26 protein-coding genes are annotated in these 26,083 nt (G+C 38.4%); 10 read left to right on the forward strand and 16 right to left on the reverse strand.

The annotated features are described in order from the left end of the window. The first annotated feature begins 2 nt into the window (after window positions 1-2). The 4 genes from DQN23_RS06305 to DQN23_RS06320 all read left to right on the forward strand — a co-directional run bounded on the left by DQN23_RS06305 (window position 3) and on the right by DQN23_RS06320 (window position 5,223). Window positions 3-692 (forward strand): response regulator transcription factor, encoded by a 690-nt coding sequence (locus DQN23_RS06305; protein WP_111712933.1) that lies wholly within the window; start codon window positions 3-5, stop codon window positions 690-692. After that, the gene (locus tag DQN23_RS06310; protein WP_197712751.1) at window positions 689-1,933 is read left to right on the forward strand and encodes a sensor histidine kinase; all 1,245 of its coding nucleotides are present in this window, start codon (window positions 689-691) and stop codon (window positions 1,931-1,933) included. The genes DQN23_RS06305 and DQN23_RS06310 overlap by 4 nt, the downstream gene beginning before the upstream one ends. A 177-nt stretch (window positions 1,934-2,110) precedes the next feature. After that, a complete protein-coding gene (locus tag DQN23_RS06315; protein WP_043895089.1) occupies window positions 2,111-2,785 on the forward strand; it encodes an ABC transporter ATP-binding protein in 675 nt (224 codons plus the stop codon). Window positions 2,786-2,847: 62 nt separating this feature from the next. Further along, window positions 2,848-5,223 (forward strand): ABC transporter permease, encoded by a 2,376-nt coding sequence (locus DQN23_RS06320; RefSeq protein WP_197712752.1) that lies wholly within the window; start codon window positions 2,848-2,850, stop codon window positions 5,221-5,223. Window positions 5,224-5,488: 265 nt separating this feature from the next. Here the strand turns inward: DQN23_RS06320 and DQN23_RS06325 are convergent, their stop codons facing one another. After that, window positions 5,489-5,701, reverse strand: coding sequence for a YdbC family protein (locus DQN23_RS06325; RefSeq protein WP_003065722.1), 213 nt, complete (start codon window positions 5,699-5,701; stop codon window positions 5,489-5,491). 115 nt (window positions 5,702-5,816) lie between these two features. Here DQN23_RS06325 and DQN23_RS06330 point away from each other — a divergent pair, with 115 nt between their 5' ends. After that, window positions 5,817-6,140, forward strand: a complete 324-nt coding sequence (locus tag DQN23_RS06330) for a hypothetical protein (protein WP_020917202.1) — start codon at window positions 5,817-5,819, stop codon at window positions 6,138-6,140. 59 nt (window positions 6,141-6,199) lie between these two features. On the opposite strand, the gene DQN23_RS06335 is transcribed toward DQN23_RS06330, so the two are convergent. Both DQN23_RS06335 and DQN23_RS06340 read right to left on the reverse strand, forming a co-directional pair. Then, on the reverse strand, window positions 6,200-7,489 hold the full coding sequence (locus tag DQN23_RS06335) for a peptidase U32 family protein (protein WP_020917203.1): 1,290 nt from the start codon (window positions 7,487-7,489) through the stop codon (window positions 6,200-6,202). A gap of 131 nt (window positions 7,490-7,620) precedes the next feature. Beyond that, window positions 7,621-8,547: a peptidase U32 family protein gene (locus DQN23_RS06340; RefSeq protein WP_020917204.1), complete on the reverse strand. Its 927-nt coding sequence runs from the start codon at window positions 8,545-8,547 to the stop codon at window positions 7,621-7,623. Window positions 8,548-8,819: 272 nt separating this feature from the next. On the opposite strand from DQN23_RS06340, the gene DQN23_RS06345 reads away from it, so the two are divergent. Beyond that, window positions 8,820-9,110 carry a DUF3270 domain-containing protein gene (locus DQN23_RS06345; RefSeq protein ID WP_014335084.1) on the forward strand — a complete coding sequence of 97 codons (291 nt, stop codon included), beginning with the start codon at window positions 8,820-8,822 and terminating at the stop codon, window positions 9,108-9,110. Window positions 9,111-9,176: 66 nt separating this feature from the next. Here the strand turns inward: DQN23_RS06345 and DQN23_RS06350 are convergent, their stop codons facing one another. The 7 genes from DQN23_RS06350 to DQN23_RS06380 form a co-directional block, all read right to left on the reverse strand. After that, on the reverse strand, window positions 9,177-9,671 hold the full coding sequence (locus tag DQN23_RS06350) for a YtxH domain-containing protein (protein WP_111712936.1): 495 nt from the start codon (window positions 9,669-9,671) through the stop codon (window positions 9,177-9,179). A 1-nt stretch (window position 9,672) separates the two neighbouring features. Next, window positions 9,673-10,083, reverse strand: coding sequence for a DUF948 domain-containing protein (locus DQN23_RS06355; protein WP_061408306.1), 411 nt, complete (start codon window positions 10,081-10,083; stop codon window positions 9,673-9,675). 23 nt (window positions 10,084-10,106) lie between these two features. Next, entirely contained in the window at window positions 10,107-10,889 is a 783-nt protein-coding gene (lgt, locus tag DQN23_RS06360; protein ID WP_020917206.1) for a prolipoprotein diacylglyceryl transferase, read from the reverse strand. Beyond that, window positions 10,886-11,818: an HPr(Ser) kinase/phosphatase gene (gene hprK, locus DQN23_RS06365; RefSeq protein WP_020917207.1), complete on the reverse strand. Its 933-nt coding sequence runs from the start codon at window positions 11,816-11,818 to the stop codon at window positions 10,886-10,888. The genes lgt and hprK overlap by 4 nt, the downstream gene beginning before the upstream one ends. Window positions 11,819-12,147: 329 nt before the next feature. Next, on the reverse strand, window positions 12,148-12,426 hold the full coding sequence (locus DQN23_RS06370; RefSeq protein ID WP_020917208.1) for a PspC domain-containing protein: 279 nt from the start codon (window positions 12,424-12,426) through the stop codon (window positions 12,148-12,150). Window positions 12,427-12,531: 105 nt separating this feature from the next. Next, window positions 12,532-12,975: a SprT family protein gene (locus tag DQN23_RS06375; protein WP_020917209.1), complete on the reverse strand. Its 444-nt coding sequence runs from the start codon at window positions 12,973-12,975 to the stop codon at window positions 12,532-12,534. After that, window positions 12,962-15,094, reverse strand: a complete 2,133-nt coding sequence (locus tag DQN23_RS06380) for a Tex family protein (RefSeq protein WP_111712937.1) — start codon at window positions 15,092-15,094, stop codon at window positions 12,962-12,964. The genes DQN23_RS06375 and DQN23_RS06380 overlap by 14 nt, the downstream gene beginning before the upstream one ends. Before the next feature lie 188 nt (window positions 15,095-15,282). Here DQN23_RS06380 and DQN23_RS06385 point away from each other — a divergent pair, with 188 nt between their 5' ends. The 3 genes from DQN23_RS06385 to DQN23_RS06395 are packed head-to-tail and all read left to right on the forward strand — an operon-like array spanning window position 15,283 to window position 17,137. After that, a complete protein-coding gene (locus DQN23_RS06385; RefSeq protein WP_006532749.1) occupies window positions 15,283-15,417 on the forward strand; it encodes an SPJ_0845 family protein in 135 nt (44 codons plus the stop codon). Between the two features lie 5 nt (window positions 15,418-15,422). Beyond that, on the forward strand, window positions 15,423-16,328 hold the full coding sequence (locus tag DQN23_RS06390) for a permease (protein ID WP_058814128.1): 906 nt from the start codon (window positions 15,423-15,425) through the stop codon (window positions 16,326-16,328). Next, window positions 16,325-17,137, forward strand: a complete 813-nt coding sequence (locus tag DQN23_RS06395) for a TIGR03943 family putative permease subunit (RefSeq protein ID WP_111712938.1) — start codon at window positions 16,325-16,327, stop codon at window positions 17,135-17,137. The genes DQN23_RS06390 and DQN23_RS06395 overlap by 4 nt, the downstream gene beginning before the upstream one ends. A gap of 42 nt (window positions 17,138-17,179) precedes the next feature. Here DQN23_RS06395 and DQN23_RS06400 read toward each other — a convergent pair whose 3' ends face one another. The 4 genes from DQN23_RS06400 to DQN23_RS06415 are packed head-to-tail and all read right to left on the reverse strand — an operon-like array spanning window position 17,180 to window position 20,332. Next, on the reverse strand, window positions 17,180-17,350 hold the full coding sequence (locus DQN23_RS06400; RefSeq protein WP_111712939.1) for a cytochrome O ubiquinol oxidase: 171 nt from the start codon (window positions 17,348-17,350) through the stop codon (window positions 17,180-17,182). 4 nt (window positions 17,351-17,354) lie between these two features. After that, on the reverse strand, window positions 17,355-18,674 hold the full coding sequence (gene ftsY / locus DQN23_RS06405) for a signal recognition particle-docking protein FtsY (RefSeq protein WP_111712940.1): 1,320 nt from the start codon (window positions 18,672-18,674) through the stop codon (window positions 17,355-17,357). Window positions 18,675-18,713: 39 nt separating this feature from the next. After that, a complete protein-coding gene (locus DQN23_RS06410) occupies window positions 18,714-19,535 on the reverse strand; it encodes a Cof-type HAD-IIB family hydrolase (RefSeq protein ID WP_020917215.1) in 822 nt (273 codons plus the stop codon). Further along, window positions 19,535-20,332 (reverse strand): Cof-type HAD-IIB family hydrolase, encoded by a 798-nt coding sequence (locus DQN23_RS06415; protein WP_061408312.1) that lies wholly within the window; start codon window positions 20,330-20,332, stop codon window positions 19,535-19,537. The genes DQN23_RS06410 and DQN23_RS06415 overlap by 1 nt, the downstream gene beginning before the upstream one ends. A gap of 482 nt (window positions 20,333-20,814) precedes the next feature. Here DQN23_RS06415 and DQN23_RS06420 point away from each other — a divergent pair, with 482 nt between their 5' ends. Next, complete coding sequence (locus DQN23_RS06420; protein WP_233422863.1) at window positions 20,815-21,573, forward strand: DUF6287 domain-containing protein; 759 nt, start codon at window positions 20,815-20,817, stop codon at window positions 21,571-21,573. 37 nt (window positions 21,574-21,610) lie between these two features. Here the strand turns inward: DQN23_RS06420 and smc are convergent, their stop codons facing one another. Both smc and rnc read right to left on the reverse strand, forming a co-directional pair. Continuing rightward, window positions 21,611-25,150 carry a chromosome segregation protein SMC gene (gene smc, locus DQN23_RS06425; protein ID WP_111712941.1) on the reverse strand — a complete coding sequence of 1,180 codons (3,540 nt, stop codon included), beginning with the start codon at window positions 25,148-25,150 and terminating at the stop codon, window positions 21,611-21,613. Between the two features lie 152 nt (window positions 25,151-25,302). Then, complete coding sequence (gene rnc, locus DQN23_RS06430; protein ID WP_020917219.1) at window positions 25,303-25,989, reverse strand: ribonuclease III; 687 nt, start codon at window positions 25,987-25,989, stop codon at window positions 25,303-25,305. Window positions 25,990-26,083: the final 94 nt, after the last annotated feature.

Below are 26,083 nucleotides of genomic sequence, written 5' to 3' on the forward strand. Positions count from 1 at the left end.
CTATGCCAAGTATACTCGTGGTTGAAGATGATGAAAATTTAAATCGTGGAATTACATTTTCACTGAAAAAATCCGGATATGAGGTTTTTTCAGCAGAATCAGTGAAAAAAGCGAAAAGAATTGCAAGTGATAATAATGTGGATGTTACCATTTGTGATGTGAATCTTCCGGATGGGAATGGACTGGAATTTGTAAGGTGGATGAGATGCACTTATAATACATACATTATTTGTCTTACAGCACTAGATCAGGAGATGGATCAGGTTATGGGATATGAAGCAGGGGCAGATGATTATATTACAAAGCCGTTTAGTCTTTCGGTACTTCTTTTGAAAATAGAAGCACATTTCCGCCGCAGACAGGAGAAAACGGAAGCCGGAAAGATGATTTCGGGAGATATCGTATTTATCGCAGGAGAAATGAAAGTCCTGATAAAGAGTCATGAAATCAGTCTGACAAAAACGGAGTTGAAAATGCTGACTTTTTTTCTTCAGAATCCGAAACAGATTCTTTCAAAAACACAAATATTGAAAAATGTGTTTGATCTGGAAGGGGATTTTGTGGATGAAAATACAATCGCTGTCAATGTCAAAAGACTCCGTGAGAAAATCGAAGACAATCCGGCTGCACCGGTCTATATAAAGAATATCAGAGGTCTTGGGTATATATGGAATCAGGAGGTAAGGCAGTGACAAAGAGATATCGTAAGAAGATTACAGTAGTGCTCTCCTTGGTATTACCTGTCATATTATTGTTTGCAATATTAAATTGCTTTACCACGTATGTGTTTTATGAAGATTATAAATATAAAATGAATCTTATGACAGAGATTACTGCAAAGGAAGAATTTTCCGGGCTGGATGCTGTTTCGGAATTGCTTAAAGATAAGGATATTGAAACTAACGAACAGGGAAGGCGAGTATTGGAGCAATATGGATACTGGGGAAATAAAGGGAATGCATTTTATTCGCAATTCCGGCATCAAGTTATGGTGACCGGTGCTGTAACCACTGTGATATGCGTGCTTCTTTTGACTTTTTTACTTTATTGGAAGGAAAATGAAGATGCGTGTCATCAGAAAATTTTAGACCAGTTGGAAGAAATTCTGATCAGATTCCGTGAAAATAAATTTGATGATTTACTGAAAACGGAAAATCATGCAGAACTGGAAAAATTGAATGACCAGCTTGAAGCAATCGGACATCATATTCAGTTGATAAAGGAAGAAGCAAGGGCAGAAAAGGAGAACACGAAAGAAATGGTTTCTGATATTTCTCACCAGTTAAAGACACCGGTTGCAGCTTTGGATACATGTTTTAGTGTGCTGATGCAGAATGACTTAAGTGCCACAGAACAGGAGGAGTTTCGTACCCGTTGTCGGAGTGCTCTTGATGGACTGGAGACATTATTGCAGTCGCTTCTTGAAATATCCAAGATGGAAACTGGACTGATTCAGACTAATAAGAAAAAACTTCCGCTTATGGATACTGTCATATCTGCTGTGAACCGCACTTATCCTAAAGCGGATGAGAAAGAAATTGAATTCGTTTTTGACTATGAAAAAGAACTGGAAACATGCACGATTATGCAGGATAAAAGGTGGCTTGGTGAAGCTGTGATCAACGTTCTGGATAATGCGGTCAAGTACAGTCCGTGTGCTTCAAAAATATTTATCCGATTACAAAAAAGAAACTATCTTGTAAGAATGGAAATTGAGGATCAGGGAATTGGTATTCCGCAGAATGAGTATCACAAAATTTTTCAACGATTTTACAGAGGAAGTTCCAAGGAGGTCATGGAAAAGAGTGGTACAGGAATCGGACTTTTTCTATCGAGAGAAATTATCGAAAAACACGCAGGTACGATTACGGTAACCTCCGGCAAAAAGAAAAAAGGAAGCACGTTTGTGATTCAATTACCATATGTTGGTTAAATTTTAAGTGAGCAGAAATCTTACAATTTTGTAAGATTTCTGCTCGTTTTTTGAAAGTGAAATGAAAGATTGTCCTGATACAATTTGGATGTAGGTTGAAAAATAACCAAACATATAAACAGGCAAAGAAAGCGTGCTGAAAAGGTACGCTTTACAGAATTGAAAAGGAGGCAACACATGAGTGTGATATTAGAAACCAAGCAGCTTTGTAAGTTTTATGGCGCAGATGAGAATCAGGTCAAAGCGGTCAATCAGGTGGACATTCAGATTGAGCAGGGAGAATTTGTCGCAATTGTTGGAAAGTCAGGTTCCGGTAAAAGTACATTACTTCATATGCTTGGAGGGCTAGACACTCCGACAAAAGGCAGTGTTACTTTAGCAGGGAAAGATTTATACAGGATGAAGGAAGATGCCCTTGCTGTTTTCCGCAGAAGAAAAATCGGATTTGTTTTTCAGGCATTTAATCTGGTTTCATCTGTTAATGTCTGGGAAAATATTGTACTGCCACTGGGGCTGGATGGAAGAAAAGTGGATGAAGCGTATGTAAATGATATTATTGCAACTCTGGGGATTGAAAACCGGATTTATAATCTGCCAAATCAGTTATCCGGAGGACAGCAGCAGAGAGTAGCAATTGCAAGAGCACTAGTGAATCGTCCGGAAATTATATTTGCAGATGAGCCGACAGGAAATCTTGATTCTAAGACCAGTGATGAGGTAATCGCCCTGCTTAAAATGACAGCAAAAAAATATGGACAGACAATTGTAATGATTACCCATGATGACGAAATTGCACAGGTCGCTGACCGTATTCTGGTGATTGAGGACGGACAGGTGGTGGATTTCAGATGAAGACAATAAGCAGGATTGCATATAGCAATGACAAAAGGAACAGGACAAGAAGTATACTGATTATGATGGCAATCTGTCTGACCACGATGCTGCTTGTTATCATCAGTACTGTGGGAAATGGGGTAATTCGTTTACAGAAAAGTCAGGCGGCAAGCTCATACGGAAGCAACTACGGCCTGTTTATCGCCGCAGACGGATCGCAGTTAAAAGAAGTAAACCGCCGCGCGGAAATAGATGCTACAGGCACTATGTGCACCGAAGGTATAATAAAAGGCAATGAAAAAGGCGAGTTTGTCTGCATGGATGAGACTGCAAGAAAAATGCTTCCTTATAATAAAGAATATGAGTTGAAGGAAGGAAAGTATCCGGAAAAAATGCAGGAAATTGCCGCAGGAAAAGCATTTTTTCGTGCAATGGGGTATGATGATGTAAAGATCGGAGATACGGTTACACTGGATTACCGCGCAGGGATGCAGTCAGAATATAAGTCGGAAGAATTTGTTATCAGCGGAATCCTATATGATCGGGATGAGTATACCATCGAGGCATCTTATGTTGCTTTCGGGTCACAGGAGTTTTATGATGAGCACGTCGCAGAGAATGACAGACAGTATAATATTTATTTTACTTTAAATAATTCTGCAAATGTATCTATGAATGATATTGATTCGGTTATAAAGCAGATTGCAGCAACTTGTGGGATCGAAGAAAAAAACGTTATAGTCAATGATCTCTATTTGCAATGGGTCTTGCAGCCGAGTTATGAAACGATTGCGGTATGCGGGGTTTTGATTCTTGCAATTGTACTTTTCTCTGTTGTGGTCATTTATAATATTTTTCAGGTCGGTATTGCCAACAAGATACAGGAGTATGGAAAAATCAAGGCTCTGGGAGCGACAAAAAAGCAGATGAAACAACTGATCTTCAGAGAGGGTATGTTTTTGACAATTTCTTCAATACCAGTTGGATTGCTTCTTGGTTTTCTGATTGCAAAATGCGGTTTTAACTGGCTGGTAAAACAGGGAAACCTTGTATCAACCGGAACTGGCTCTATGGGAGTTCAAAATCAGCAGGTGCCTCTGTTTTCCCTGCCTGTTATGCTTCTCTGTATTTTCGTATCATTTCTTACCGTTGCTTTGGCACTGCGTAAACCAATGAAAATTGTTTCACGGATTTCACCTATCGAAGCAACACGGTATTTAGAAAATGCAGAAACACACAAAAAAGGAAAACGAAATGGCAGAAAAAATGTCACCGTGTTTTCTATGGCAATGGCAAATATAACTGGTAATCCAAAAAGAACCATTGGTACCATCCTCACACTGGGGCTTTCCTGCGCATTGTTTGTGATTATCTCTAATTATGTAGGAAATATTGATACGGAGCATGAAGCACGTCTTTCCGTTAATCATGGACAATTTGAACTGCAGCTTGACTATTCTGCTGAGTACGATGAAAGATATCCGGAGAATAATCTGGATACGATTCTGACGGATAATCCATTGAATGATTCAATGATTGAAGAAATCAAAAGCATTCCGGGAGTAACAGATGTCATGACGAGAGAGATTGTCTCTGTAAATCTGAATGGAACAAGATTTCCGGCTAATATTGTGAGTAAAAAGGATTTTGATTTTATGCGCCAGGACGGGGATATTGGCTCTATGGACTATGATCAGGCGGTAAAGAATGGTGAAATTTTCTTTGGCTGGTCGATGTGGATGGAACAAGATGGATATGCTCCGGGTGAATCCATTGCATTTGACTTTGAGAATGGAAGTGAAACCTATACCTATCAGGGAAAGATTGCAGGATCCTTTGTAAGCGCGGACACTTATCTTGTCATTCCGGAAGGTGTATACCGTTCCATGAATCCGAGGGGAACAGCCTCTGGCTATCTGTGGGTGGACTGTGATAAAAAAGATGTTGCATCTGTGGAACAGAGTCTGAATACTTTGATTTCTAATACTTCACATATAAAAATGGATACCTATCATGCACAGTTACAATCTGCAGAATTCACAGCTCGCATGATGAAGCTTGGCTGTTATCTGTTTATGGCGGTTGTAGGATTCATCGGTTTCATGAATATGGCAAACACCATAATCATGAATATTACGACAAAAAAGCAGGAATATGCTGTATTACAGGCTGTGGGTATGACAAATAAACAATTAAATTTATGTCTGCAGTTACAGGGAATAATGTTTACGGCTGGTACCATATGCGTAGCTTTGATCATTGGTCTGCCGCTCGGCTATGTACTTTTTTTCTATGCAAAACATAATGGAATATTTGGAATGAATACCTATCATGTTCCAATCGTACCAATTTTTATTATGATTTTTTTGGTCGGTCTGTTGCAGATTGTACTTTCCTGCGTTTTAAGCAGTAATCTGAAAAAGGAAACGCTGATAGAGAAATTAGTGGTTTCGTAGAAACTTGATTTCTCAGCAAGTCTTAATTTCTTATTGCTAACCTAAAACAGTTCACTGAACTGTTTTACTCCAACCCATGCATGGCTCAAAAGGTTTGGGGAACCTTTTAAGGTTAGAAATGAAGTCAAGCACAGCTTGATGTCAAAAGAGTTGTAAAAGCTGATTTGTCAGTGCGTTAGAACCCACTCAACTACTGCGCCTTGTAAATAATAACTATATAAATAAAGAAGCTGAAAATTTTGTCTCAGCCTCTTTTATCTCTAACTTAGCCGCGGAAAGCGTCCAAGATGATTTTAAATTCATCATTTGTGAGTGTCACACCTTTACCCATTTTGCTGTGGTCTGGGCTCCATGAACGAATATCAAATTTTGGCTCTGCTCCGTTAAAACTAACACGGTTCAATTCTTTTGTCCAACCTTTATCGCTTTCAGATAGGGTAAGTAAGTGTTCGACAATTTCAAATTTAAATTCTGACATAATAAATTTTCCTCCTCATATATATATTCGTAAAAAAACTTTCTAAACTTTTGATTATTTATTTTTTTCTTCAAAAGGTGTATAATCATTTTATCAATTTTTTAGGTAAATGACTATGAAAAATCTTATCAAACGTTTAAAAAGGCAAGCACAGGCTTATATTGACTTTCATGCTCAACCAGCCACAGATATTAATCTGAAAACTCACAAAATCATCACAACCATCAAAGAAGCGCAAGAAAAGCAATTAGCGCTCCATGCTATTTACAAAGACGGCAGTTTTACAGGTGATTTGGTCAAATACGACCCCAAAAATAACAAATTAATCCTCAAAAACTTCCAAAAGAATATCTCAACAATCATCGCTATCAGCGATATCAATCGTTTGACATTGGTACCACCAACTGTCCGTAAATCTCAAGAACTAGACAAAAAATGAACGACCCTACCTACGCCATTACGTTTAAGAGTCGTTCATTTTTTAATAATTATTACTGATTATGCTCTAACAGTTTTGCTAGAACCGTCGCTTTTATAAAGGTTCACAAGTCCTTCTTTACGAGCACGAATCATATCTCCTGCTTGAACGGCTTGAGGGACAGTGATTTTCAATAATTCCATTGGATTTGGAGCACGATCAATTTTATTGCCATCAGCATCATGCAAATCTTTGATGTAAGTTTCAAAATGACGGAATCCTGGTCCATAGAATTCGACAGCATCTCCTTCGAGAATAACGTTACGTTGACGGATTGTTGCTGTCATTGTTTCTTCATCAAAGGCAACAACTTCACCGACAAATTTATATTGTGGTATTTTACGACGAGCGCCAAAGAGTTGTTCGTTTTCTGTTGGTGTTTGATAGTAGAAACCAGTTGCTAATTCACGTTGGGCAACTTTCCAAAGCTCATCAAGTAATTCACCTTTGATAGCTTCGAATTTTGCTGGGCTTTCTAGGTAAGCATCGACGGCTGCACGGTAGCAGTTTGTGACCGTTGATACGTAGTGAATTGATTTCATACGACCTTCAATCTTAAAGCTATCGACACCATTTTCAATCAAATCAGGTAAGTGTTCAATCATACACATATCAACTGATGACATAGAAAAGGGCTCTGGAATTTCACCTTCAAGACTTTTACGTTCTTGACCAAACGGCATATCATAAAGGTCATATTTCCAACGACAAGATTGTGAACAGCCGCCACGGTTAGCATCACGATGACTCATATGATTAGAAAGGACACAACGCCCTGAATAACTGATACACATTGCGCCGTGAACGAAAGCTTCAATTTCAAGTGAGGTGTGTTTACGAATTTCTTCAATTTCAGCAATTCCGACTTCACGCGCCAAAACAACACGAGACACACCGATTTCTTCCCAGAAAGCAAAGGATTCATAGTTGGTTGTCGAAGCTTGTGTTGACACGTGGACTTCTAAACCCGGTGCTTCTGTTAAACAAATTACCATAAGTGCTGGATCAGATACGATAACGGCATCCAAGCCCAGATCACGAAGTTCACGGAACCACTCTCCTGCACCAGTTTCGTTTCCTTCGTGGGTAACCATATTTGCTGCAACGTGGACCTTAGCACCATTCGCATGGGCATAATTAATTCCTTCTTGCAATTCTTCCATCGTGAAGTTACCAGCACGGCTACGAAGACCGTAAGCTTGTCCACCAACAAAGACTGCATCAGCTCCATAATCAACAGCGACTTTTAATTTCTCAAGAGTACCAGCAGGTGCTAAAACCTCTGGACGTTTTAAAGTTTTTTCTGACATTATTATATTCCTATTTCCAAGATAGTAAAATTTAAAGATAAATATCTTTACAACAATTTCAGTTAATTAGCTAACTTGTCATGCCCTGAAATAGTAACTCAATCATGACAAGAGTTCATTTTGGGGTAGTTTTACTTCACTTCCTCTGGGTCAAATTCATAGAATCCAGTTCCAAGTGTGCGACCTTTTGGATGTAATTTACGAATTTCTTCATCCAATAAGAAAGCTTGGTCTTGTGTAAATTCACCAGCTTCCATCAATTCTTTTGTTTTCACAAAGATTTTTGCGATTTCAACAAAATTATGACCTGGGCAGTAGATACCATCTAATTTCCAGTGTGTGTAGTTGTGTTCAACCAACTCTGTTATTTTTGGCATCATATCAAGATCGTCAGTATCGAAGATGTGTGTACCGTGTTTGTCTTCATAAATTGAATAGTGTGAGTCTTTGTTGCTTGGTTCAGCAAGGAAAAGACCACGTTCACGAGTTTTTTCATCATCAATGTGTGTAAAATTATAGTAATTTTGCAACAAAGGACGTTTTGAATGATGGATAACAGTTGCTCCGTAGACAAGCACTTCAGCTGGATAGCGAAGATTTTCTGACATTTGGAACAATTCTGCTGATGGGATTTCGCGTGCAAGAACTGTTTCACTTGCTCCGTGGTCACCCCAGAAGTTTACTTGACGGCTTGATGTCACGAAAACTGAAGCATCGTAAATCATCTTGAAGTTGTAACCTTCGTGTGTGTTGATGTGGAAAAGCCCAGCATCACAAGCTACCACGTAATCTGCTTTAATTTCTTTCAAGAAATCAAGGTATGGTCGAACGGCATTGATCATGTCTTGGTGTAACAATGCATTACATGCAACCGTTAATTCTTTACCAGCGGCATGAACCATATCAGCAATCTCACGAAGTTCATCATATGTGAAATTGTGCGGCAAACGCAAACCATAATTTTCTTCACCCACATAAATGCGGTCAACACCTGCATCTAAGAGCTCTTTGACCTGCTCGATAGATTCAGCTGTCGCAGTAATAATTATTTTTTCCATAACGTTTTAATTATACCACTCCTATAACAATTCGTCACTCAGATTTCCTCAGAATCCTTTTGTTATAGCTTTCTAAAGTATTTTTATCTAGCTTCAGAATGAGCAAAACTTTATGAGAGGAGAGACTCAAAAGAAATCCTCATTTTGAAACAAAAAAGAGGAACAACTATTTTAAACATATTTTTGACAAAGAGTCAAGAGCTTTTTTTAAAAAAATGTGACAAACATATTAATTTATGGTATGATATCAGTTGAAATAGAGGAGAGGAATTATGCCAACACCGTTAAAGCAACATAAAGACCTTGAAGAACAAGAACAACATCTTCAGGTAGATGATACCCCTAAATTTTACGAATTTCAGGAAATTAATCACAGAAGCGCTAAGCTCAAAGAACTCATGTTCTTTGCCCGTATTGCTTTATTTGCTATTTCCACTGTTGTGGTATCTTTCTTTTTACTTGTCTTGAACCTGGCTCCAATCTGGGCTTTCTTGTTTGCCTCTCTTATCAGCCTAGCCATTACGTCAGCTGTTTCAAGCATTATTTGGTCATTAAGACATTGATAAACAAAACTCCCATTGCTGGGAGTTTTTTAATACGAAAAAAGCGGCCTTTGGACCGCCTTTTTATTATGCTTTAGTATCTGCTTCTGATTTTTCAGCTTCTGCTTTTGGTTCTTCAGAAGGTGCTTCATCTTCTTTTGCTGTGTAGTCAATGATAATATCATCAACTTCAGCTTCCACATCTTCTTTGACATCACCTGCTTTATCAGTAACATCGTCAACGACATCAGATACTTTTGACGTTAATTCTGATACTTTTTCAGTCGCATAGTCAGCTGCTGCTTGACCTTTTTCTTTAACGACTTCAAGAAATTCATCAGTTGTTAATTCGCCTGATTCAAATTTTTCTTTGTAATCGTTAAAAGTGTCTACTGCTAAGTCAGTGTATTCTGTTGCTTTATCTTTAGCTTTTTGACGGTATTCAGAAGGATTTTCTTTGTAAGCTTGATATGCTTTACTTGCTTTTTTCTGTAATTCTTTACCTTTTTCAGTAGATATGAAATAAGCTGCAGCTGCACCTGAGGCAACACCAATAATCACATTTCTCAATAATTTACTCATACTATTTCTCCTTTTTTAATAGTTTTGAGGCAACTTTACCGACAGCATAAGCTGCACTAGCTTTACCAACATTTGATGTCGCTTGAGTGGCTTTTTGAGAGAGACGACGCGCTTGCGCATTCAAATCAGAAACTGATTCTGAAAGGTCTGCCACTGCGACAAACAAAGGATCAATTGTTGACACTTTACCATTGACATCTTCTACTAAAACATTGGCTTTAGCGAGGATTTCATTGGCTTGGTGAAGCGAGACATTCACATCACTAGTCAACACTTTAATCGTTTCTTTTGACTCCTCAATAGTCTCATTAACAACATCAACTGTTTTATATAGTTTAACACCAATTGGTATAAAAACGCCAACCATAACTGCAAAAGCGATGGCAAAAATTAACAAAGTTACTTCTAACATCTTATCTCCTATCTCCTAAGCACTTATTCCTGATAATAAGGAATGTTTTTTTGATTTCTTCTCCAAGCGACCAAGACAATTCCAAGAAGAATTAATACTGCTGATAACCATTGTGACACTCGCATACCTAAGAACATCAAACTGTCTGTTCGCATGCCTTCAATCACAAAGCGTCCACAACCATACCAAATCAAATAAAAGAATGCGATTTCTCCTTGTTTTAGAAAACATGGACGGTGTCTCACACTCATGATAATGATAAAACCGAGCAAATTCCACATTGACTCGTATAAAAAGGTCGGAACGCGATAACTACCATCGATATACATTTGATTTTTAATGAAATCAGGCAAGTAGTCAAGACTCTTAACAGCTTTACCATAAGCTTCTTGATTGATAAAGTTTCCCCAGCGCCCAATAGCTTGCGCAATCATCACACCAGGAGCAGCGATATCTAAGAAATCGAGTGGATTAATGGCACGATAATATGAAAAGACAAAGAGGACAATGGCTCCCGTCAGCAAACCACCATAAATGGCTAGACCACCATGCCATATCGCAAAAATCTCAGTCCAAGGCTGACTAGCGTAATAGTTAAAATCAAATATCACATAATAAAGACGAGCCCCGATAATCGCTAATGGAAAAGCAATTAAAATAAAATCTAAAATATCATCTGGAATAATCTTACGTCGTGGTGCTTCTTTCATAGCTAAGTAAACTGCTAGAAGCATACCAGAAACAATGAAAAGCGCATACCAGCGAATGGCAAAGGGACCAAATTGAATCGCAATTGGATTAATCATTGGTTCCCCTCATTCTTTGTAATGAGTTGGGTCAAGCGTTCTTCAAAAGTCTTCGTCGCATCAAATCCCATTTGTTTGGCACGATAATTCATGGCAGCTGCCTCAATGACAACTGACATATTTCGGCCAGTTTGAACTGGGATACGTAGACGTGGAATTTTGACTCCTGACAACTCAAGCTCTTCATTACCATTTCCAAGACGGTCAAAGACTTTTCCTGACTCATAATTTTCAAGGTAAATGGCCAATTGAACTTGTGATGAATCCTTAACAGCACTTGCACCATATAGGCTCATAACGTCGATAATCCCAACTCCGCGAATTTCTAGCAAATGACGAAGAATCTCAGCTGGTTCACCCCAAAGGGTTTCTTCATCTTTAGCAAAAACATCCACACGGTCATCAGCTACCAAACGGTGACCACGTTTAACCAACTCAAGACCTGTTTCACTTTTACCAATACCAGAGTCCCCTTGAATCAAGACACCCATGCCATAAATATCCATCAAAACGCCATGGACACTTGTACGTTCTGCTAAGCAAGAATCAAGATACCATGACATTTCACCAGACAAACGACTGGTTGGAACGTGACTTTGCAAAATCGCAATGCCTTTTTCCTTAGCAGCGCTAATCATTTCCTCTGGAATAGCCAAATTACGTGCCACAATAATGGCTGGTGTTTCTGGTTTAATCATTTCTCTTAGGACATGACGACGGTTGTGTGAGGTCATTTTCGTTAAATATGACCATTCTTTCATCCCTAAAAGCTGCAAACGCTCTGGTGAATAATAATCAAAATAGCCAGTCATTTCAAGCCCTGGACGTGAAATATCTGACGTGGTAATCTCTTTTGATAATAAGTCATCATCACCGTAGATAACATCAAGTTTTACCTTGTCGACTAACATTTTTACAGTAACTGACATGTCTCATACCATGAACTTTTTACAAAAATGTAAAATAAATTGAAAACGATAAAAATAGGCTTTTCTTATAGCAAGTCCATTTTCACTAAATTAACAATTCTGTTCAATCCTTTTCCTCTTTTTCATTATTATATCACAATTAGCCTAAAAAGTAAGCGCTCACGCAAGCTTTTGAAAATTAATTCTTTGTACTACCAAAATGGTCATAAGTAAAAAGGCTGGGAAACTTCACCAAACCTTTTTCTTGATTTTTTAAGACTAAGATAAGTTCCTATTATACTTATCTAGACATTTTTGATTGCAACATTAAAAACTCTATTTGTCAGTGATTACCAGAACCAGCCGTCATTGTCGTCATCATCGTCGACAACTTCAGCATCCTTTCTTCGACGTGGCCCCGTACCATAGTTGTCACGATCGAGATCTTCTTTGTAAGGAAGAAAAATTGCTAAGAGGATGTAAAGCAAAATGCCAAAGCCATAAAAGTACATTAGCAATGCTGCGAGGACACGCGTCAAAGGCAAGTCCCAGCCAAACTTATCAGCAATTCCGGCGCAAACACCACAAACCAGTTTATTCTTTCGCTGTTTATAAAGAGCTGATTCCATCTTTATCCTTTCCTTCTTTTCTCACTATAATGATTATACCTAATTACTTTGTAAATAAAATCAGCCTTACGACTGATTTTATAATTAATTTGATACTTCTTTATTTTATGTTTTTTGCTTTTTGATTTCTAAGAGTTTGCCATGGCAGAGGCCGCAACTGTATTTTTGGGTATTAACACGGCGTTTTCTACGATACTCTTGTCCGCACTTTTGGCAACGATAGTAATGATAAACCATCTCACTTGGCATAGTTAGTGCGTAGCGAAGACCATCAACCTTTTGAAGTAATTCTTTAAAATCTGCGTCAGCGTGTTTGTAACCTTTTCCTTCAAAATAAAGATGATAATGGCAAAGCTCATGACGAACTATTTTTCGAAAGATTTCTTCTCCAAATGCTTCATAAAGTTTTGGATTGAAATCTAGGTGACCATCAGCTGGAAAAAAACGTCCACCCGTTGTCCTGAGACGAGTGTTCCAGGTAGCTGTATGGTGAAATTCTTTACCAAAATCTTTTTGTGAGACTTCTCTGACGTAATTAGTTAAGTTCACGTAAATCTACCAATGAAAGGTTAATTTTGCCACGCTCTTTATCGATTTTTGAAACCCACACTGTGACCACATCACCAACAGAAACCACTTGGCTAGGGTGTTTGACAAAAGATTTGCTCATTTGTGAAATGTGAATCAAGCCATCATCGTGAAGACCGATATCAACAAAGGCTCCAAAATCGACCACATTTCGAACAGTTCCTTCCAATTTTTGCCCGATTTCAAGATCAGAAATGTCAAGCACATCTTGGCGAAGGACTGGTGCTTCAAAATCATCACGCAAATCACGACCTGGTTTTAAGAGATCAGCAATAATATCTTTCAGCGTTTCTTGACCAAGTCCGATTGTTTCAGCCATATCTTTTACAGACACTGCTTGAAGTTTTGTCTTAGCAGAATCATCCAAATCAGTGATGTCCAGTTCTTTCAGCAAACGTTCAACAGCCTTGTATGACTCAGGGTGAACACCTGTGTTATCAAGGATATTTTTGGCACCAGGAATGCGCAAGAAACCAGCCGCTTGTTCAAAGGCCTTAGCCCCCAAACGTGGCACTTTCTTAATCTCTTCACGTGAGCTGATGCGACCATGATCGTCACGGTATTTAACGATATTTTCTGAAATGATTTTATTTAATCCTGATACGTGTGACAAGAGTGCTGGACTTGCTGTGTTAATATTCACCCCGACTTGGTTAACCACGGTATCAACAACGAAATCAAGGTTTTCAGCCAATTTTTTCTGGCTAACATCATGCTGGTATTGACCGACACCAATGGATTTTGGGTCAATTTTAACCAATTCGGCCAAAGGGTCTTGAAGACGGCGAGCAATAGAGATGGCAGAGCGTTTTTCAACCGTCAAGTCTGGGAACTCATGGCGAGCAAGCTCAGAAGCAGAGTAGACAGAAGCTCCGCTTTCATTAACAATAACGTAAGAAACCTCTGGAAAATCCTTCAAGACTTGCGCTACAAATGCTTCACTTTCACGGCTAGCTGTTCCATTTCCGATAGCGATAATTTCAATGCCATAGTTTGAAATGAGCTCAGCTAAATCTTTTTTAGACTGTTCGATTTTGGCTTGGCTAGCAGGTGCAACTGGGTAAATCACTTGTGTTGTCATGAGTTTACCCGTTTGGTCAACCACGGCTAGCTTGGCTCCTGTACGAAAGGCAGGGTCAAAACCAAGAACCATCTTACCTTTTAACGGTGATACTAAAAGCAAGTTGCGAAGATTTTCTGAAAAGAGCTCGATAGCCCCATCTTCAGCACTTTCTGTCAATTCACTGTGAATACGGCGTTCCATAGCAGGAACGATTTTTTTCTTGATAGTTTTTGAGATAACATCGTCGATATAAGAATTTCTGTTTTTAAAACGTGAAGCCATGAAGCGAATCATTTTATCAGTATTATGGTCAAAACCAACTTTTAAAATGCCTAATTTTTCACCACGATTAAGAGCTAAGATTCGGTAGCCTTGCATTTTAGAAACTTTTTCTGAGAAATCATAATAGATTTGGAACGTTTTTTTATCATCAGCAGTTTCATCTTTGACACTTGAAATTATTGAGCTATAAGACCAGATTTCATTGTAAACCCATGAGCGAAGGTGATTGTCTTCTGAAAAGGATTCAATCAAGATTTCACATGCCCCTGCGATAGCTTTATCAACTGTTTCAAAACCATCACAAACAAAAGCTTGGGCTTCTTCTTCAAGCGAAGCTTTATTTTGTAAAATCAGGCGTGCTAGGGGAAATAGCCCTGCTTCTCTGGCAATGGTTGCTTTGGTACGACGTTTTTCTTTGTAAGGAAGGTAAAGTTCTTCAACGTCAGCCAATTTTTCAGCTGCCTCAATTGCTTTTTTGAGCTCAGCTGTTAATTTTCCTTGTTCTTCAATTTTACTTAATACCGTTGCTTTGCGTTCAGCTAAAGCTGTCATGCTTTTATCCAAATCAATGATAGTTTTAATTTGAACTTCATCCAAATTACCAGTCATTTCTTTACGATAACGAGCGATGAAAGGAATAGTATTTCCTTCGCTTGTCAACTCGAGAACTTTGGCAATTTGGTTCTCTTTAATTGTTAATTCTTGAGCAATTTTATGTATATTATCATTTTTCATAGCCTTTCTATTATATCAAAAAAACTCTTAAAGATTGGACTTTTATTGATTCTTTTGATGATTTTTAACTTAACTTTTACCGAATTTTATCAAATTCTATCTTATAAATATCCGCTTAGTTTTTGCTGATTTTTTCAAATGATAGTATAATAACTGGTGACTATATTTAGAAAAGAGGTGTCCATCTTATGGCAATCACTCACAAACGTCAGGACGATTTAGAATCAATGTTTGCAAACTTTGCAAGTTTTCCAAAAGTCTCTAGTGACCCTGAAAAAGAAAAGGAAAGTAAGGATAAAAACGATAAGAAAGCGACTCATTAAGTTTTATGGACATTTTTACTCACTTACCAGCAAGTGTCTTACAATGGTTTGCGATTTTTATCTCGATTATCATTGAGGCCTTGCCTTTTGTTTTACTTGGAACGATTTTATCTGGTTTCATCGAGGTTTACGTGACACCTGATTTGGTGCGACGTTACCTTCCTAAGAATAAATTCCTACGAATTCTCTTTGGAACCTTCGTTGGGTTTATTTTTCCTTCTTGTGAATGTGGGATTATTCCTATCATCACGCGCTTTCTAGAGAAAAAAGTTCCTAGCTACACTGCTGTTCCCTTTCTAGCCACAGCACCGATTATCAACCCTATCGTGCTTTTTGCAACATACTCAGCCTTTGGAAATAGCTGGCGCTTCTTGTGGCTGCGACTTCTTGGTGCTGTTGTTGTTGCTATCACACTTGGAATTATGCTTGGTTTTGTGGTCGATGACAATATCTTAAAAGAGGATATGGTGCCTTGTCATTTTCACAATTACTCTGGTGAACCTTGGTATCGCAAGATTTTTCTCGTTTTAGCACATGCTATCGATGAATTATTCGACACTGGGCGTTATCTGGTCTTTGGGTCATTGGTAGCTTCGGCTATGCAGATTTATTTGCCAACTCATATCCTAACTAAAATCGGTGGAAATGCCTTAACAGCTATACTTGTGATGATGCTGTTAGCCTTCATCTTGTCACTTTGTAGTGAAGCAGACGCCTTTATCGGTGCTTCACTTCTCTCAAGCTTCGGGACTGCACCAGTCCTTGCCTTTCTTTTGATTGGTCCAATGGTGGATATCAAAAACCTCATGATGATGCTCAATTCATTTAAGAAACGTTTTATTGTCCAATTTATTAGCGTTTCTGCTGGGATGATTATCCTTTACTGTCTACTTGTGGGGGTGATTGGATGATTCGATTTTTAATTCTTGCTGGTTATTTTGAATTAACCATGTACTTACAGATTTCTGGAAAATTAAATCAGTACATCAATAACCACTACGCTTACCTAGCATATATTTCCATGGTGCTGTCATTTGTTCTAGCTATCGTACAATTAATTATCTGGGTTAAAGATTTGAAAATGCACAGCCATTTACATGGAAAATTGGCGAAAATCACCAGTCCAATGATTCTGGTCACTCCAGTACTTATCGGACTTTTAGTCCCAACAGTAACCTTGGATTCTACAACGGTTTCTGCCAAGGGGTACCACTTCCCACTTGCAGCAGGGTCAACTGGAACAGTCAGCGAAGATGGCACACGTGTCCAATACCTAAAACCAGATACCAGCCTTTATTTCACTTCTACAGCTTACGATAAAGAAATGCGAAAAGAAATGAAAAAATACAAAGGTTCTGGTGATTTGACCATTACAACCGATAATTACATGGAAATCATGGAGCTCATCTACCTTTATCCTGATGAATTTTCTGGACGTAATATCACTTATACTGGCTTTGTCTATAATGAACCAGGTCACGATGGTTATCAATTCCTTTTCCGTTTTGGTATCATTCACTGTATTGCCGATTCAGGTGTCTACGGACTTTTAACAACTGGCAATGCTACTAGCTATCCTAACAACACATGGATTACGGCAACTGGTACTATTAGTCTTGAATATGATAAGACTTTGGAACAAAACTTACCAGTTCTAAACATTTCTAAGATTAAAGAAACAGATGCGCCTGATAATCCTTACGTTTATCGCGTCTTTTAGATAATAAAACGCCCACCAGACTAATAAACTGGTGGGTATTTTTTAGTTATTTTTCTTGTAAGCAAAAGCTAGTCTAACTATGTTAAACAAGGTAAAGAGTCCCCAAACCATCATGATTTGCCACTTAACTTCTGCAAGATAAATCAAGGTTAAGACAAACGTCGATGAGGTCAAAAGAATTGTCGATAAATGTGCTTTTACGAAATCAAGCATTTCCTTAAATAATCCCTTCTAGGAGACCGCGGATAAAGTCTTCGGAGTCGAATTCACCGATATCATCAATCTTTTCACCAAATCCAATGAATTTAACTGGGATATCAAGTTCTTGGCGGATAGCTAGAACAACACCACCTTTGGCAGTTCCATCAATTTTAGTCAAGATGAGTCCTGTTAATGGTGTGATTTTTGAGAATTCTTTTGCTTGACTAAGAGCATTTTGACCTGTTGAGGCATCAAGGGCAAGAAGGGTCTCGTGCGGAGCATCTGGCACCACACGCTTAATGATTCGACCAATTTTTTCAAGCTCTGCCATCAAATTATCTTTATTTTGCAAACGGCCTGCTGTATCGATCAACAGAACATCAACATTTTCAGCGACAGCTCTTTCCATACCATCAAAGACCACTGAAGCTGGGTCAGCTTTTTCTGGTCCAGTCACAACTGGGACATCAACACGTCGTCCCCATTCCGCAAGCTGAGCAACGGCACCAGCACGGAAAGTATCAGCTGCAACAAGCATTACTTTCTTGCCTTCATTTTTGTATTTGTAAGCAAGTTTACCGATTGACGTTGTTTTACCAACACCGTTAACTCCGACAAATAGCATAACAGTCAAGCCATCTTGGAAATTGATTTGTTCGTTAAAGACCCCGTCTTTTTCATAGATTTCAACCAATTTTTCAATGATGACACGTTTCAAACCATCAGCTTTCTTAGCGTTTTCAAGCTTAGCTTCATAACGCAAGTCTTCTGTCAATTGTGTTGCCACATTAACACCGACATCGGACAAGATAAGCATTTCTTCTAATTCTTCAAAGAAGTCTTCATCCACACGACGGAAGTTTGCTAGAAAGGCATTCAAGCGTGCGCTAAAGCCTGTACGTGTCTTTTTAAGACTGCGATTGTATTTTTCTTCTTCAGTCTCAACAGGTGCACTAACTGGCTCTGCTGGTTCTTCTTTTACGTCTTCTTGTTTTGTTTCAACAGCTTCAAATTCAACTGTTTCGCCACGGTCTAAAGCTTCTTTGGCCGCTTTTTTTTTAGCATAATAATCTGCCATAACTCCTGAAAAATCAGCTTCAGCTACTTCCTTAGTTTCATCAAGCTGGCTAGCTTCTTCAGACTGACTGACTGCTTCAGCATCTTGAGTTGCTTCACTTTCGACTACTTCATCTGCTTGAGGTTCAACGGCAGCTGTTTCTACTACTTCTTTACTCTCATCAGCAGAAGTTTCTTCAAGTACTTGAGCAATTTCTTGTTCTTCAATCTGCTCTTTTGTATCCTTTTTCTTTCCAAATAAACGATCAAATAATCCCATATTAAGCTACCAAGAGAACATACTATCCCCTTATCCTTTCTACTTAGCTTCTAAAATGTATTTTTTTACAGCTTCTGCAACACCCGACTCATCGTTGGTGCGACTTGTCACAGCATCTGCTATTTCTTTTGCGATTGCAACACCATTTGCCATAGCAACACCTAACCCAGCCCATTTTAACATGGAAAGGTCGTTTTCTTCATCACCCATAGCCATGACATTTTCTGATGATAAGCCTAGGTGTTTAACTAGTTGATTCAAACCAGCAGCTTTATGAACCCCTTTAGGCATCATTTCTACTATGATATCACGTGATTTAAAAATTTCAAAATGTTGATGTAGTTCTTTTGGCAATTTTAAGAGTTGTTGGTCTAAAAATTCTGGTTTTGTGACACTAACCACCTTGTTGTAAATCACATTTTCAGGAATGTCAGCAAAGCTATCAACCGTTACAAATTCAAGAGTTGGATTTGCTTTCGGGTAGTGTGATTCATTGCCACGACAGGCTAAACTATAAACAATTCCATCACTAATCACATCAAATGGTAGAGCTAAGGGCTCTAGATGATTGTACAAGAGTTTTAACTGTGAGCGAGTCAACTCACTTTTATTCAAAATCTCCCCATTTGTCTTTTGAACCAAGCCACCATTAAAAGTAATCAGATAGTCCTCGTCAGAAATTAAGTCTAATTCTTCAAGCAAACCACTGATAGCTTTTAGTGGTCGTCCTGTCGTGATAACCACTTTGACACCCATATCACGCACGGCTCTGAGAGCCAATTTATTTTCTCGTGTGACATCTTTTTGGCTGTTAAAGAGTGTGCCATCTAGGTCCAAGGCAAGCAATTTAATATCTGCCATTAATCAACTAATCCTTCCATATAAGTCATCACAGACTCTTCGTCACAATGTCCAATAATTTCACTAGAAATCTCTTTGATTTCTTGACGAGCATTTTGGGTTGCGACTGCTCTTCCAGCAAATTCAAGCATTTCATAGTCATTGAGGTTATCTCCAAATGCGACAACTTCAGCTGCTGATAAACCATAAGACTCACAAAGTGCCTCAAGACCTGTTCTTTTGTTGACATCAGAAAGAATGATGTCGATTGATTTAAAACCTGTTGTTACTGCTTTAACAAAATCAATGCGCTGGTTGAACCAAGCTTCACCGTTTCGAACCGTATCTTCTGCAAAGTTAGCTGTCACTTTCAAGATATTGTCAGTAACATTTGCTAGATTGTCAACACGTTGCACATTTTCATAGTAATGACTGATAAATTCAAGGTATTCATCACTGGCTTTAGGATGCAAATAAGCTCCTTTTTCACCAGATAGTAAAAAATCATAACCTGTCATATAAGGACTTTCAATTAAGGTATCAGTAATCTCTAAAAATTCTGGTTTCGTTAATCCAGATTCAAAGACTGTCTTTTCACCAACTTTAACAAGTGTTCCATTTTCAGCAATAAAAGCCATTTTATCAGCATGTGGCGCAAACATTTTTTCCAAAGCAAGCATTGAACGCCCACTAGCTGCCACAAATAACATATTGTTCTTTTCAAATTTTTCGAGGACATTATGGAGGCGTTGATTATCGTAATAACCTTTACTAGTCAAGAAAGTACCATCCATATCTGTTGCTACAAGTTTTACCATTTTTCTCTCCCTCAATATTACATAATTCTATTCTAGCAAAAAACGCCAACTTTTTCCTGCTAATAATCTATTCTTTTTCAGCAAGTACTCTTAGTAAATTTTTAGTTTTTTTAGTAGAAATAAAATCTTTTTGATACTTTCTTAGGCAGTATGGTCGGCAGCGAATTTCTTCAAAATTCCATGCCTAAGTTTTGAGCCTAAGGCCTCAAAACTTCCCAGTGACTTATTTCATTGCCGTTTCAGCCACTATTACCACAGCGAAAAAGTATCCTTTTTTAAGAGCATAGCTCATAAATAAGCTAAAAAGCTTATTTAAAACAATAAAAACTTGAAATTAATTTTATATTTTTTAAATTTTTTTGAAAAAAAGCTAGGTTTTAAAAATTTTTTTCGAACAGATTATTTAGAAGAATATTTAAAGGGGGAAACGATGATGAAAAAAACAAATCGCGCTTTCTAGATTTCTGGCTTATTGGTACTGATTGTGTGGAGGAGTTTTAGCTTTCAATCAGCATTCGCAACACAAGCAAACAAGTGCTACAACTACTCACCTTCACCGCAGCACTAAGGGCAAGAGCACTTCAGATTCTGCTAAGAAAAAAGAAGTCGACAAGCGCCATGATTTATTTCAACTGCCAAACGAAAAAAAGATTACGAACAATTTAGTCAAAGACGGGAAAAATATCGTTGACTCTAGACAAGTTAGCAAAGAAGCTAGTCACTTTGATTTTGCTGCACTAGCTCAGGGTGATTTTTCAAGTCTTGCTAGAACTTGGCAGGATGCTAACGGCTTTACTTTTGAATTTTCTCCAGAGGGCATTGTCTCAGAAAATGGTAGATTAACTTTGTCAGATCTCGCTTACGATGATAAAGGCGAAGCTATTTCTCAAGTCTCTTCTCAAAGAGACGGTGGTTTCATCTTGTACTACTATGCTGCTGGTAATCAAATTCCTTATTGGCATTTTAGTATCACTGACTCTGACCCATCAGACTATGGGCGTGATCGTCTTTTTACCACACAACTCAGCCGTTTCGACTACGAATCAACGCAACAATTCGTAAACAGCATCTTTTACAAAGTTTCTAATAACTACAGCAAAGACTCTCAAACCAAATTTGAGTCAGCAGAAACACTAGAAGAAAACACTAATCAAAACTTGCAAAATGACGAAACTACAACCGATGAGCAAGCTTTTGACACACAAGAAAATACTCAAAGTGATGTGACAACTGAAAAATAACAAACAAAAAGCCCAGCTATTGCTAGGCTTTTAATGATTATTCCACAAGATTTTCAGCATCTTTCAGCTTAACTGATACGATGCGTGAAATTCCTGATTCTTGCATAGTTACCCCGTAAATGCTGTCAGCGGCTGCCATTGTTCCCTTACGGTGAGTGACAACGATGAACTGACTTGATTTATCAAAGCGGTTGAGGTAGTCACCAAAGCGTTTGACATTTGCCTCATCAAGCGCTGCTTCCACCTCATCAAGAATAACAAATGGGATGGTTTTGACGCGAATGATAGCAAATAGCAAAGCTAAAGCTGATAGAGCTTTTTCGCCACCTGACATCAAATTCAACGATTGAATTTTCTTACCTGGTGGCTGCACAGAAATCTCAATCCCTGCTATCAGCAAGTCACCTTCTGTCAATGACAAATCGGCAGAACCACCACCAAACATTTGCGTGAAGGTTTGCTTGAAGGATTCTCGAATAGCGTTAAATGTCACTTGGAAGCGTGATTTCACTTCATCATCCATCTCGTTAATGGTATCAAGTAGAAGATTCTTAGAATGAACCAAATCTTCTTTTTGACCGTTTAAGAAAGTCAAACGATTATTGACTTCATCGTATTGAGCAATAGCATCCATATTAATTGGTCCTAATGCCTTGATACGGCGGCGTAAATCCTGCAGACGTTCACGAGCAATAGCCATATCTTCCACAACCTGACTAGCTTCTTTGGCTTCAGCCAAGGTCATGTGATAATCTTCTGTCAAATCATGTGTGAAGCCACGCAAACGTTCAGAGACTTGAGCAACTTGGGCTTCAACTTGGGCTTGTTTGCGGATTAATTCTTCATTTTTTTGATTTTCTTTAGCAACTTGTTCTTCAAGTTCTTCAAGATTAGCTTCGCAATCTTCAAGTTCAAAACGTAGGCTAACCAAGCGTTCTTCTTCGCTTGCTTTTCTTGTCACAGCTTCGTCATGTTGTTTTTTCAGAAGTGGCAAGTTTTCAATTTCTTGATCACTCGCATGAAAGGCAAGTAAGTCTTCACATTTTGTCATTTCTGCTTTATTTTCAGCTAAGCTGATATCAAGACGTGTCTTGTTGGCAGATTCAAATTTGCGTTCGCTGAGAAGTTCACGCTCTTGAAGTTTTGCTTGTGACAAGTCTTGACGAAGTTGTTCAACTTTTTGCGTAATGGCATTTTTATTTTCTTTGATTTGGTCAATCTCACTTGTCAACTCTTGCTTATGTTCAGCAAGTTTTGTTAACTCAGCTTCAAAGTGAGCTTTTTGAGATTCCAAATCATTTGAACTGTTATCGGTCTCACTTTCTTGAAGTTGTTTGCAGAGTTGCTTAACATCGTTCAAGCGTTCCGCCAATTGTTGGTATTCCAATTCAGCTTTTTGTTCCGCAAAGCGAGCTTCTTCACCTTGAGCTTTCAAGCTAGCTAATTCTTCTTTGCTAGCTAGTAAGGTTTCATGAAGATTTTGAACCAATTTTTCTTGTGTGACTTGTTTTTCTTGAAGCTCATTTAATTCAGCCACAAGATTATCTAATTCTGGTTTGATAAATGTGGTGTTATTTTGACGGTTTGCACCACCTGAAAATGACCCACCAGGACGAATCTCAGTACCATCCAAAGCGACCAAACGCACTTGATAATGTAGCGCACGCGCAGCTTTATTTGCATTATCGACCGTATCAAAAACAGCTGTCACTCCAAGAAGATTTTGGAAAATATTGTCCAAGCGTTTCTCAAATGACACCAAGTCACTTGCCACACCAAGGAAACCTTGGCTAGAAGATAAAATAGCTTGATTTTGTTGTGATAAATGGCGAGCTTTGATAGTCGTCAGTGGCAAGAAAGTGGCACGTCCTTGACGATTTTTCTTCAAGAAAGCAATTGAGCGTTTAGCAGCTGCCTCATCTTCAACAATCACATGTTGGCTTGAGCCACCAAGAGCGATTTCAAGGGCCATTTGATATTTACGGTCAAAACTTAAATGCTCACTCACAGCACCAATGATACCACCAAGTTGGCTAGAAGCTTGCAAGACAGATTTGACACCTGCGTAGAAATTACTGTGGTTTCTAAGAATAGATTCAAGACTAGACTTACGAGCTTGCTTAGATTTAATGACATCTAATTGGTCAAACATTTTTGTCTGCTCAGCTTGATAATCTTTTTCAAGTTGACTTGTCTTAGCAAACAACTCCTGATAAGCATCTAGAAGCTCTTTAACTTGTTTACGTGCGGCTTCAAAGCTTTCAAGAGCATCTTTAGCTTCCGCTTTTAACGCTTCCAAGTTAGCCTGTGTCTGTGCTAATTCTTCAGATTTTGATTCTGATAATTGTTTTTGATTATCAATATCAGCCTGTGTCATGGTTAGCTTGTTAGACAAATCTGCTTCTTCTTGCATTAAGCTAACAAATTCTTCACGCAATTTTTCAATGACTTGATCTGGGTCAGTCGAAAAACGGTCTAATTCAGCTTGCAATTTCTGAATTTTGGCTGTAGTTGCAGTCAATTCACCATCTAATTTTGCGAGCTGATTTTCTTTTTGTGCTAATTCTTCTCGCAAGCTCTCCTGACTAGCCTTAAGCTCAGCCAATTGGCTAGTAGCCGCTTGTTTTTTCTCTTCTTTTTGGCTTGATTCTAAAGCAATCAAGTCCATTTGGCGTTCAAGGTCAGAAATAGCTTTTGTAATATCTACCAAGCCAGCCTGTTTTGTCGCCATTTCTTCAGACAATTGGTGACGTTTGGTTTTTAAGGCTTGATTTTGTTTTTCAAATTGCTGACGTTGTTCATAGTAAGCTGACAAGTCTGACTTGATGCTATCCAAATCTTCTTTTAAGCTATCCAAACGTACTTTATCAGTTTGAATATCTTCTACCAAGACATTTAAATGAAGTTGCTTGCGCTCATCTTCCAAGCCAATAAACTCTTTAGCGACTTTCGCTTGGCGCCCCAAAGGTTTCACTTGAGCTTCCAGTTCGTAGATAATGTCATCAAGGCGGTCCAAGTTATCCTGGGTTTGATTGAGCTTAGTTTGTGTTTCTTTTTTACGTGTCTTGTATTTTAAAACACCTGCAGCTTCTTCAAAAATCGCACGACGTTCTTCTGGTTTACTGTTGAAAATCTCTTCAACGCGACCTTGCGAAATCACTGAGAAAGAATCGCGCCCAAGACCTGTATCCATAAACAAATCATGAATATCACGCAAACGCACCTTGCGACCATCAATCAAGTACTCACTATCGCCATTTCGGTAAATATGGCGTTCTACACGAATCGTCTCTTTTGCATCTTTGATAAAGCCATCTGAATTATCTAAGCTAACAACAACTTGAGCGTAGTTCAATGGTTTGCGGTTTTCAGCTCCAGCAAAAATCACATCTGGCATCTTACCACCACGTAAATTTTTAGCAGAAGATTCCCCAAGTGCCCAACGTAAACTTTCGGTAATGTTAGATTTACCAGAACCATTTGGACCTACAACGGCTGTAACTCCCTTATCAAATTCAATTGTCGTCTTGTCTGCAAAGGACTTAAAGCCCTGCATTTCAATTTCTTTTAAATACATAAAATGAGAGATGAAAAGGCAAAGACCTTCCCGAGCTAACAACTAAGAAGAGCTTTACAGACCTTCTTATCGTCTTCTAGGCTACGTCAAACACGTATCATATGACCTAGGGCAGGTTGGACATTTGCCTTTACGAATTCCTTTCAAACGTCTTATTGAAGAGTGGCAAGCGCATTTTTAGCAGCATCTTGCTCAGCTAATTTCTTAGATTTTCCGATTCCTTTACTTTTAGCTTCGTCATTGACATACACAGTCACTTCAAAGACTTTGGCATGTGCAGGACCAGATTCATTTGACACACGATAGTCAATAGTGACATCACCGTGGCCTTGCAATAATTCTTGCAAAGTTGTTTTGTAATCTTTGACACGTTCAAAGTTACCTTTTTCAACTTGCGGAATCATGACTTGATTCAAAAATTTATTAACCGCCTCAACCCCTTGGTCCATCAAAAGCGCACCAAGAAAGGCTTCAAATAAGTCACCTAAGATAGTGTCGCGGTTACGTCCACCAGATTTTTCTTCACCATTACCAAGTTTGATGAATTCATCAAAACCACAGTAGCGTGAAAAGCCTGCTAATGATTCTTCACGAACAATAACAGAACGCATCTTAGATAAATCACCTTCTGGTTTCTTCGGATATTTTTTGAACAAATACTGAGAAATCAAAAGTTGAAGAACCGCGTCTCCTAAAAATTCCAAGCGTTCATTGTGTGAAATGTTTAGGAGGCGATGTTCATTAGCGTAAGATGTGTGAGTAAATGCAGTTTCAAGTAATGTTTTATCTTCAAATGCGATACCAAAGTCTCGCTGAAGTTTTGTATCTAAAGCTTGCATAAATAAATCTCCCTTCAAAAATTGGTCTATTTTCAATCAATTAAGCCTTTTCCAGACTAGTTTATTTAAAACATTAATTTTCCTTTTATAGACC

The organism is Streptococcus lutetiensis (assembly GCF_900475675.1).
Taxonomy (GTDB): Bacteria; Bacillota; Bacilli; order Lactobacillales; family Streptococcaceae; genus Streptococcus; species Streptococcus lutetiensis.

What these genes read in the sequence shown, in the direction of transcription:
- DQN23_RS06305 (WP_111712933.1), top strand. Translation starts at nt 3, where the DNA reads ATGCCAAGTATACTCGTGGTTGAAGATGATGAAAATTTAAATCGTGGA.
- DQN23_RS06315 (WP_043895089.1), top strand. Translation starts at nt 2,111, where the DNA reads ATGAGTGTGATATTAGAAACCAAGCAGCTTTGTAAGTTTTATGGCGCA.
- DQN23_RS06320 (WP_197712752.1), top strand. Translation starts at nt 2,848, where the DNA reads ATGATGGCAATCTGTCTGACCACGATGCTGCTTGTTATCATCAGTACT.
- DQN23_RS06325 (WP_003065722.1), bottom strand. Translation starts at nt 5,701, where the DNA reads ATGTCAGAATTTAAATTTGAAATTGTCGAACACTTACTTACCCTATCT.
- DQN23_RS06330 (WP_020917202.1), top strand. Translation starts at nt 5,817, where the DNA reads ATGAAAAATCTTATCAAACGTTTAAAAAGGCAAGCACAGGCTTATATT.
- DQN23_RS06335 (WP_020917203.1), bottom strand. Translation starts at nt 7,489, where the DNA reads ATGTCAGAAAAAACTTTAAAACGTCCAGAGGTTTTAGCACCTGCTGGT.
- DQN23_RS06340 (WP_020917204.1), bottom strand. Translation starts at nt 8,547, where the DNA reads ATGGAAAAAATAATTATTACTGCGACAGCTGAATCTATCGAGCAGGTC.
- DQN23_RS06345 (WP_014335084.1), top strand. Translation starts at nt 8,820, where the DNA reads ATGCCAACACCGTTAAAGCAACATAAAGACCTTGAAGAACAAGAACAA.
- DQN23_RS06350 (WP_111712936.1), bottom strand. Translation starts at nt 9,671, where the DNA reads ATGAGTAAATTATTGAGAAATGTGATTATTGGTGTTGCCTCAGGTGCA.
- DQN23_RS06355 (WP_061408306.1), bottom strand. Translation starts at nt 10,083, where the DNA reads ATGTTAGAAGTAACTTTGTTAATTTTTGCCATCGCTTTTGCAGTTATG.
- lgt (WP_020917206.1), bottom strand. Translation starts at nt 10,889, where the DNA reads ATGATTAATCCAATTGCGATTCAATTTGGTCCCTTTGCCATTCGCTGG.
- hprK (WP_020917207.1), bottom strand. Translation starts at nt 11,818, where the DNA reads ATGTCAGTTACTGTAAAAATGTTAGTCGACAAGGTAAAACTTGATGTT.
- DQN23_RS06370 (WP_020917208.1), bottom strand. Translation starts at nt 12,426, where the DNA reads ATGGAATCAGCTCTTTATAAACAGCGAAAGAATAAACTGGTTTGTGGT.
- DQN23_RS06380 (WP_111712937.1), bottom strand. Translation starts at nt 15,094, where the DNA reads ATGAAAAATGATAATATACATAAAATTGCTCAAGAATTAACAATTAAA.
- DQN23_RS06385 (WP_006532749.1), top strand. Translation starts at nt 15,283, where the DNA reads ATGGCAATCACTCACAAACGTCAGGACGATTTAGAATCAATGTTTGCA.
- DQN23_RS06390 (WP_058814128.1), top strand. Translation starts at nt 15,423, where the DNA reads ATGGACATTTTTACTCACTTACCAGCAAGTGTCTTACAATGGTTTGCG.
- DQN23_RS06395 (WP_111712938.1), top strand. Translation starts at nt 16,325, where the DNA reads ATGATTCGATTTTTAATTCTTGCTGGTTATTTTGAATTAACCATGTAC.
- DQN23_RS06400 (WP_111712939.1), bottom strand. Translation starts at nt 17,350, where the DNA reads ATGCTTGATTTCGTAAAAGCACATTTATCGACAATTCTTTTGACCTCA.
- ftsY (WP_111712940.1), bottom strand. Translation starts at nt 18,674, where the DNA reads ATGGGATTATTTGATCGTTTATTTGGAAAGAAAAAGGATACAAAAGAG.
- DQN23_RS06410 (WP_020917215.1), bottom strand. Translation starts at nt 19,535, where the DNA reads ATGGCAGATATTAAATTGCTTGCCTTGGACCTAGATGGCACACTCTTT.
- DQN23_RS06415 (WP_061408312.1), bottom strand. Translation starts at nt 20,332, where the DNA reads ATGGTAAAACTTGTAGCAACAGATATGGATGGTACTTTCTTGACTAGT.
- smc (WP_111712941.1), bottom strand. Translation starts at nt 25,150, where the DNA reads ATGTATTTAAAAGAAATTGAAATGCAGGGCTTTAAGTCCTTTGCAGAC.
- rnc (WP_020917219.1), bottom strand. Translation starts at nt 25,989, where the DNA reads ATGCAAGCTTTAGATACAAAACTTCAGCGAGACTTTGGTATCGCATTT.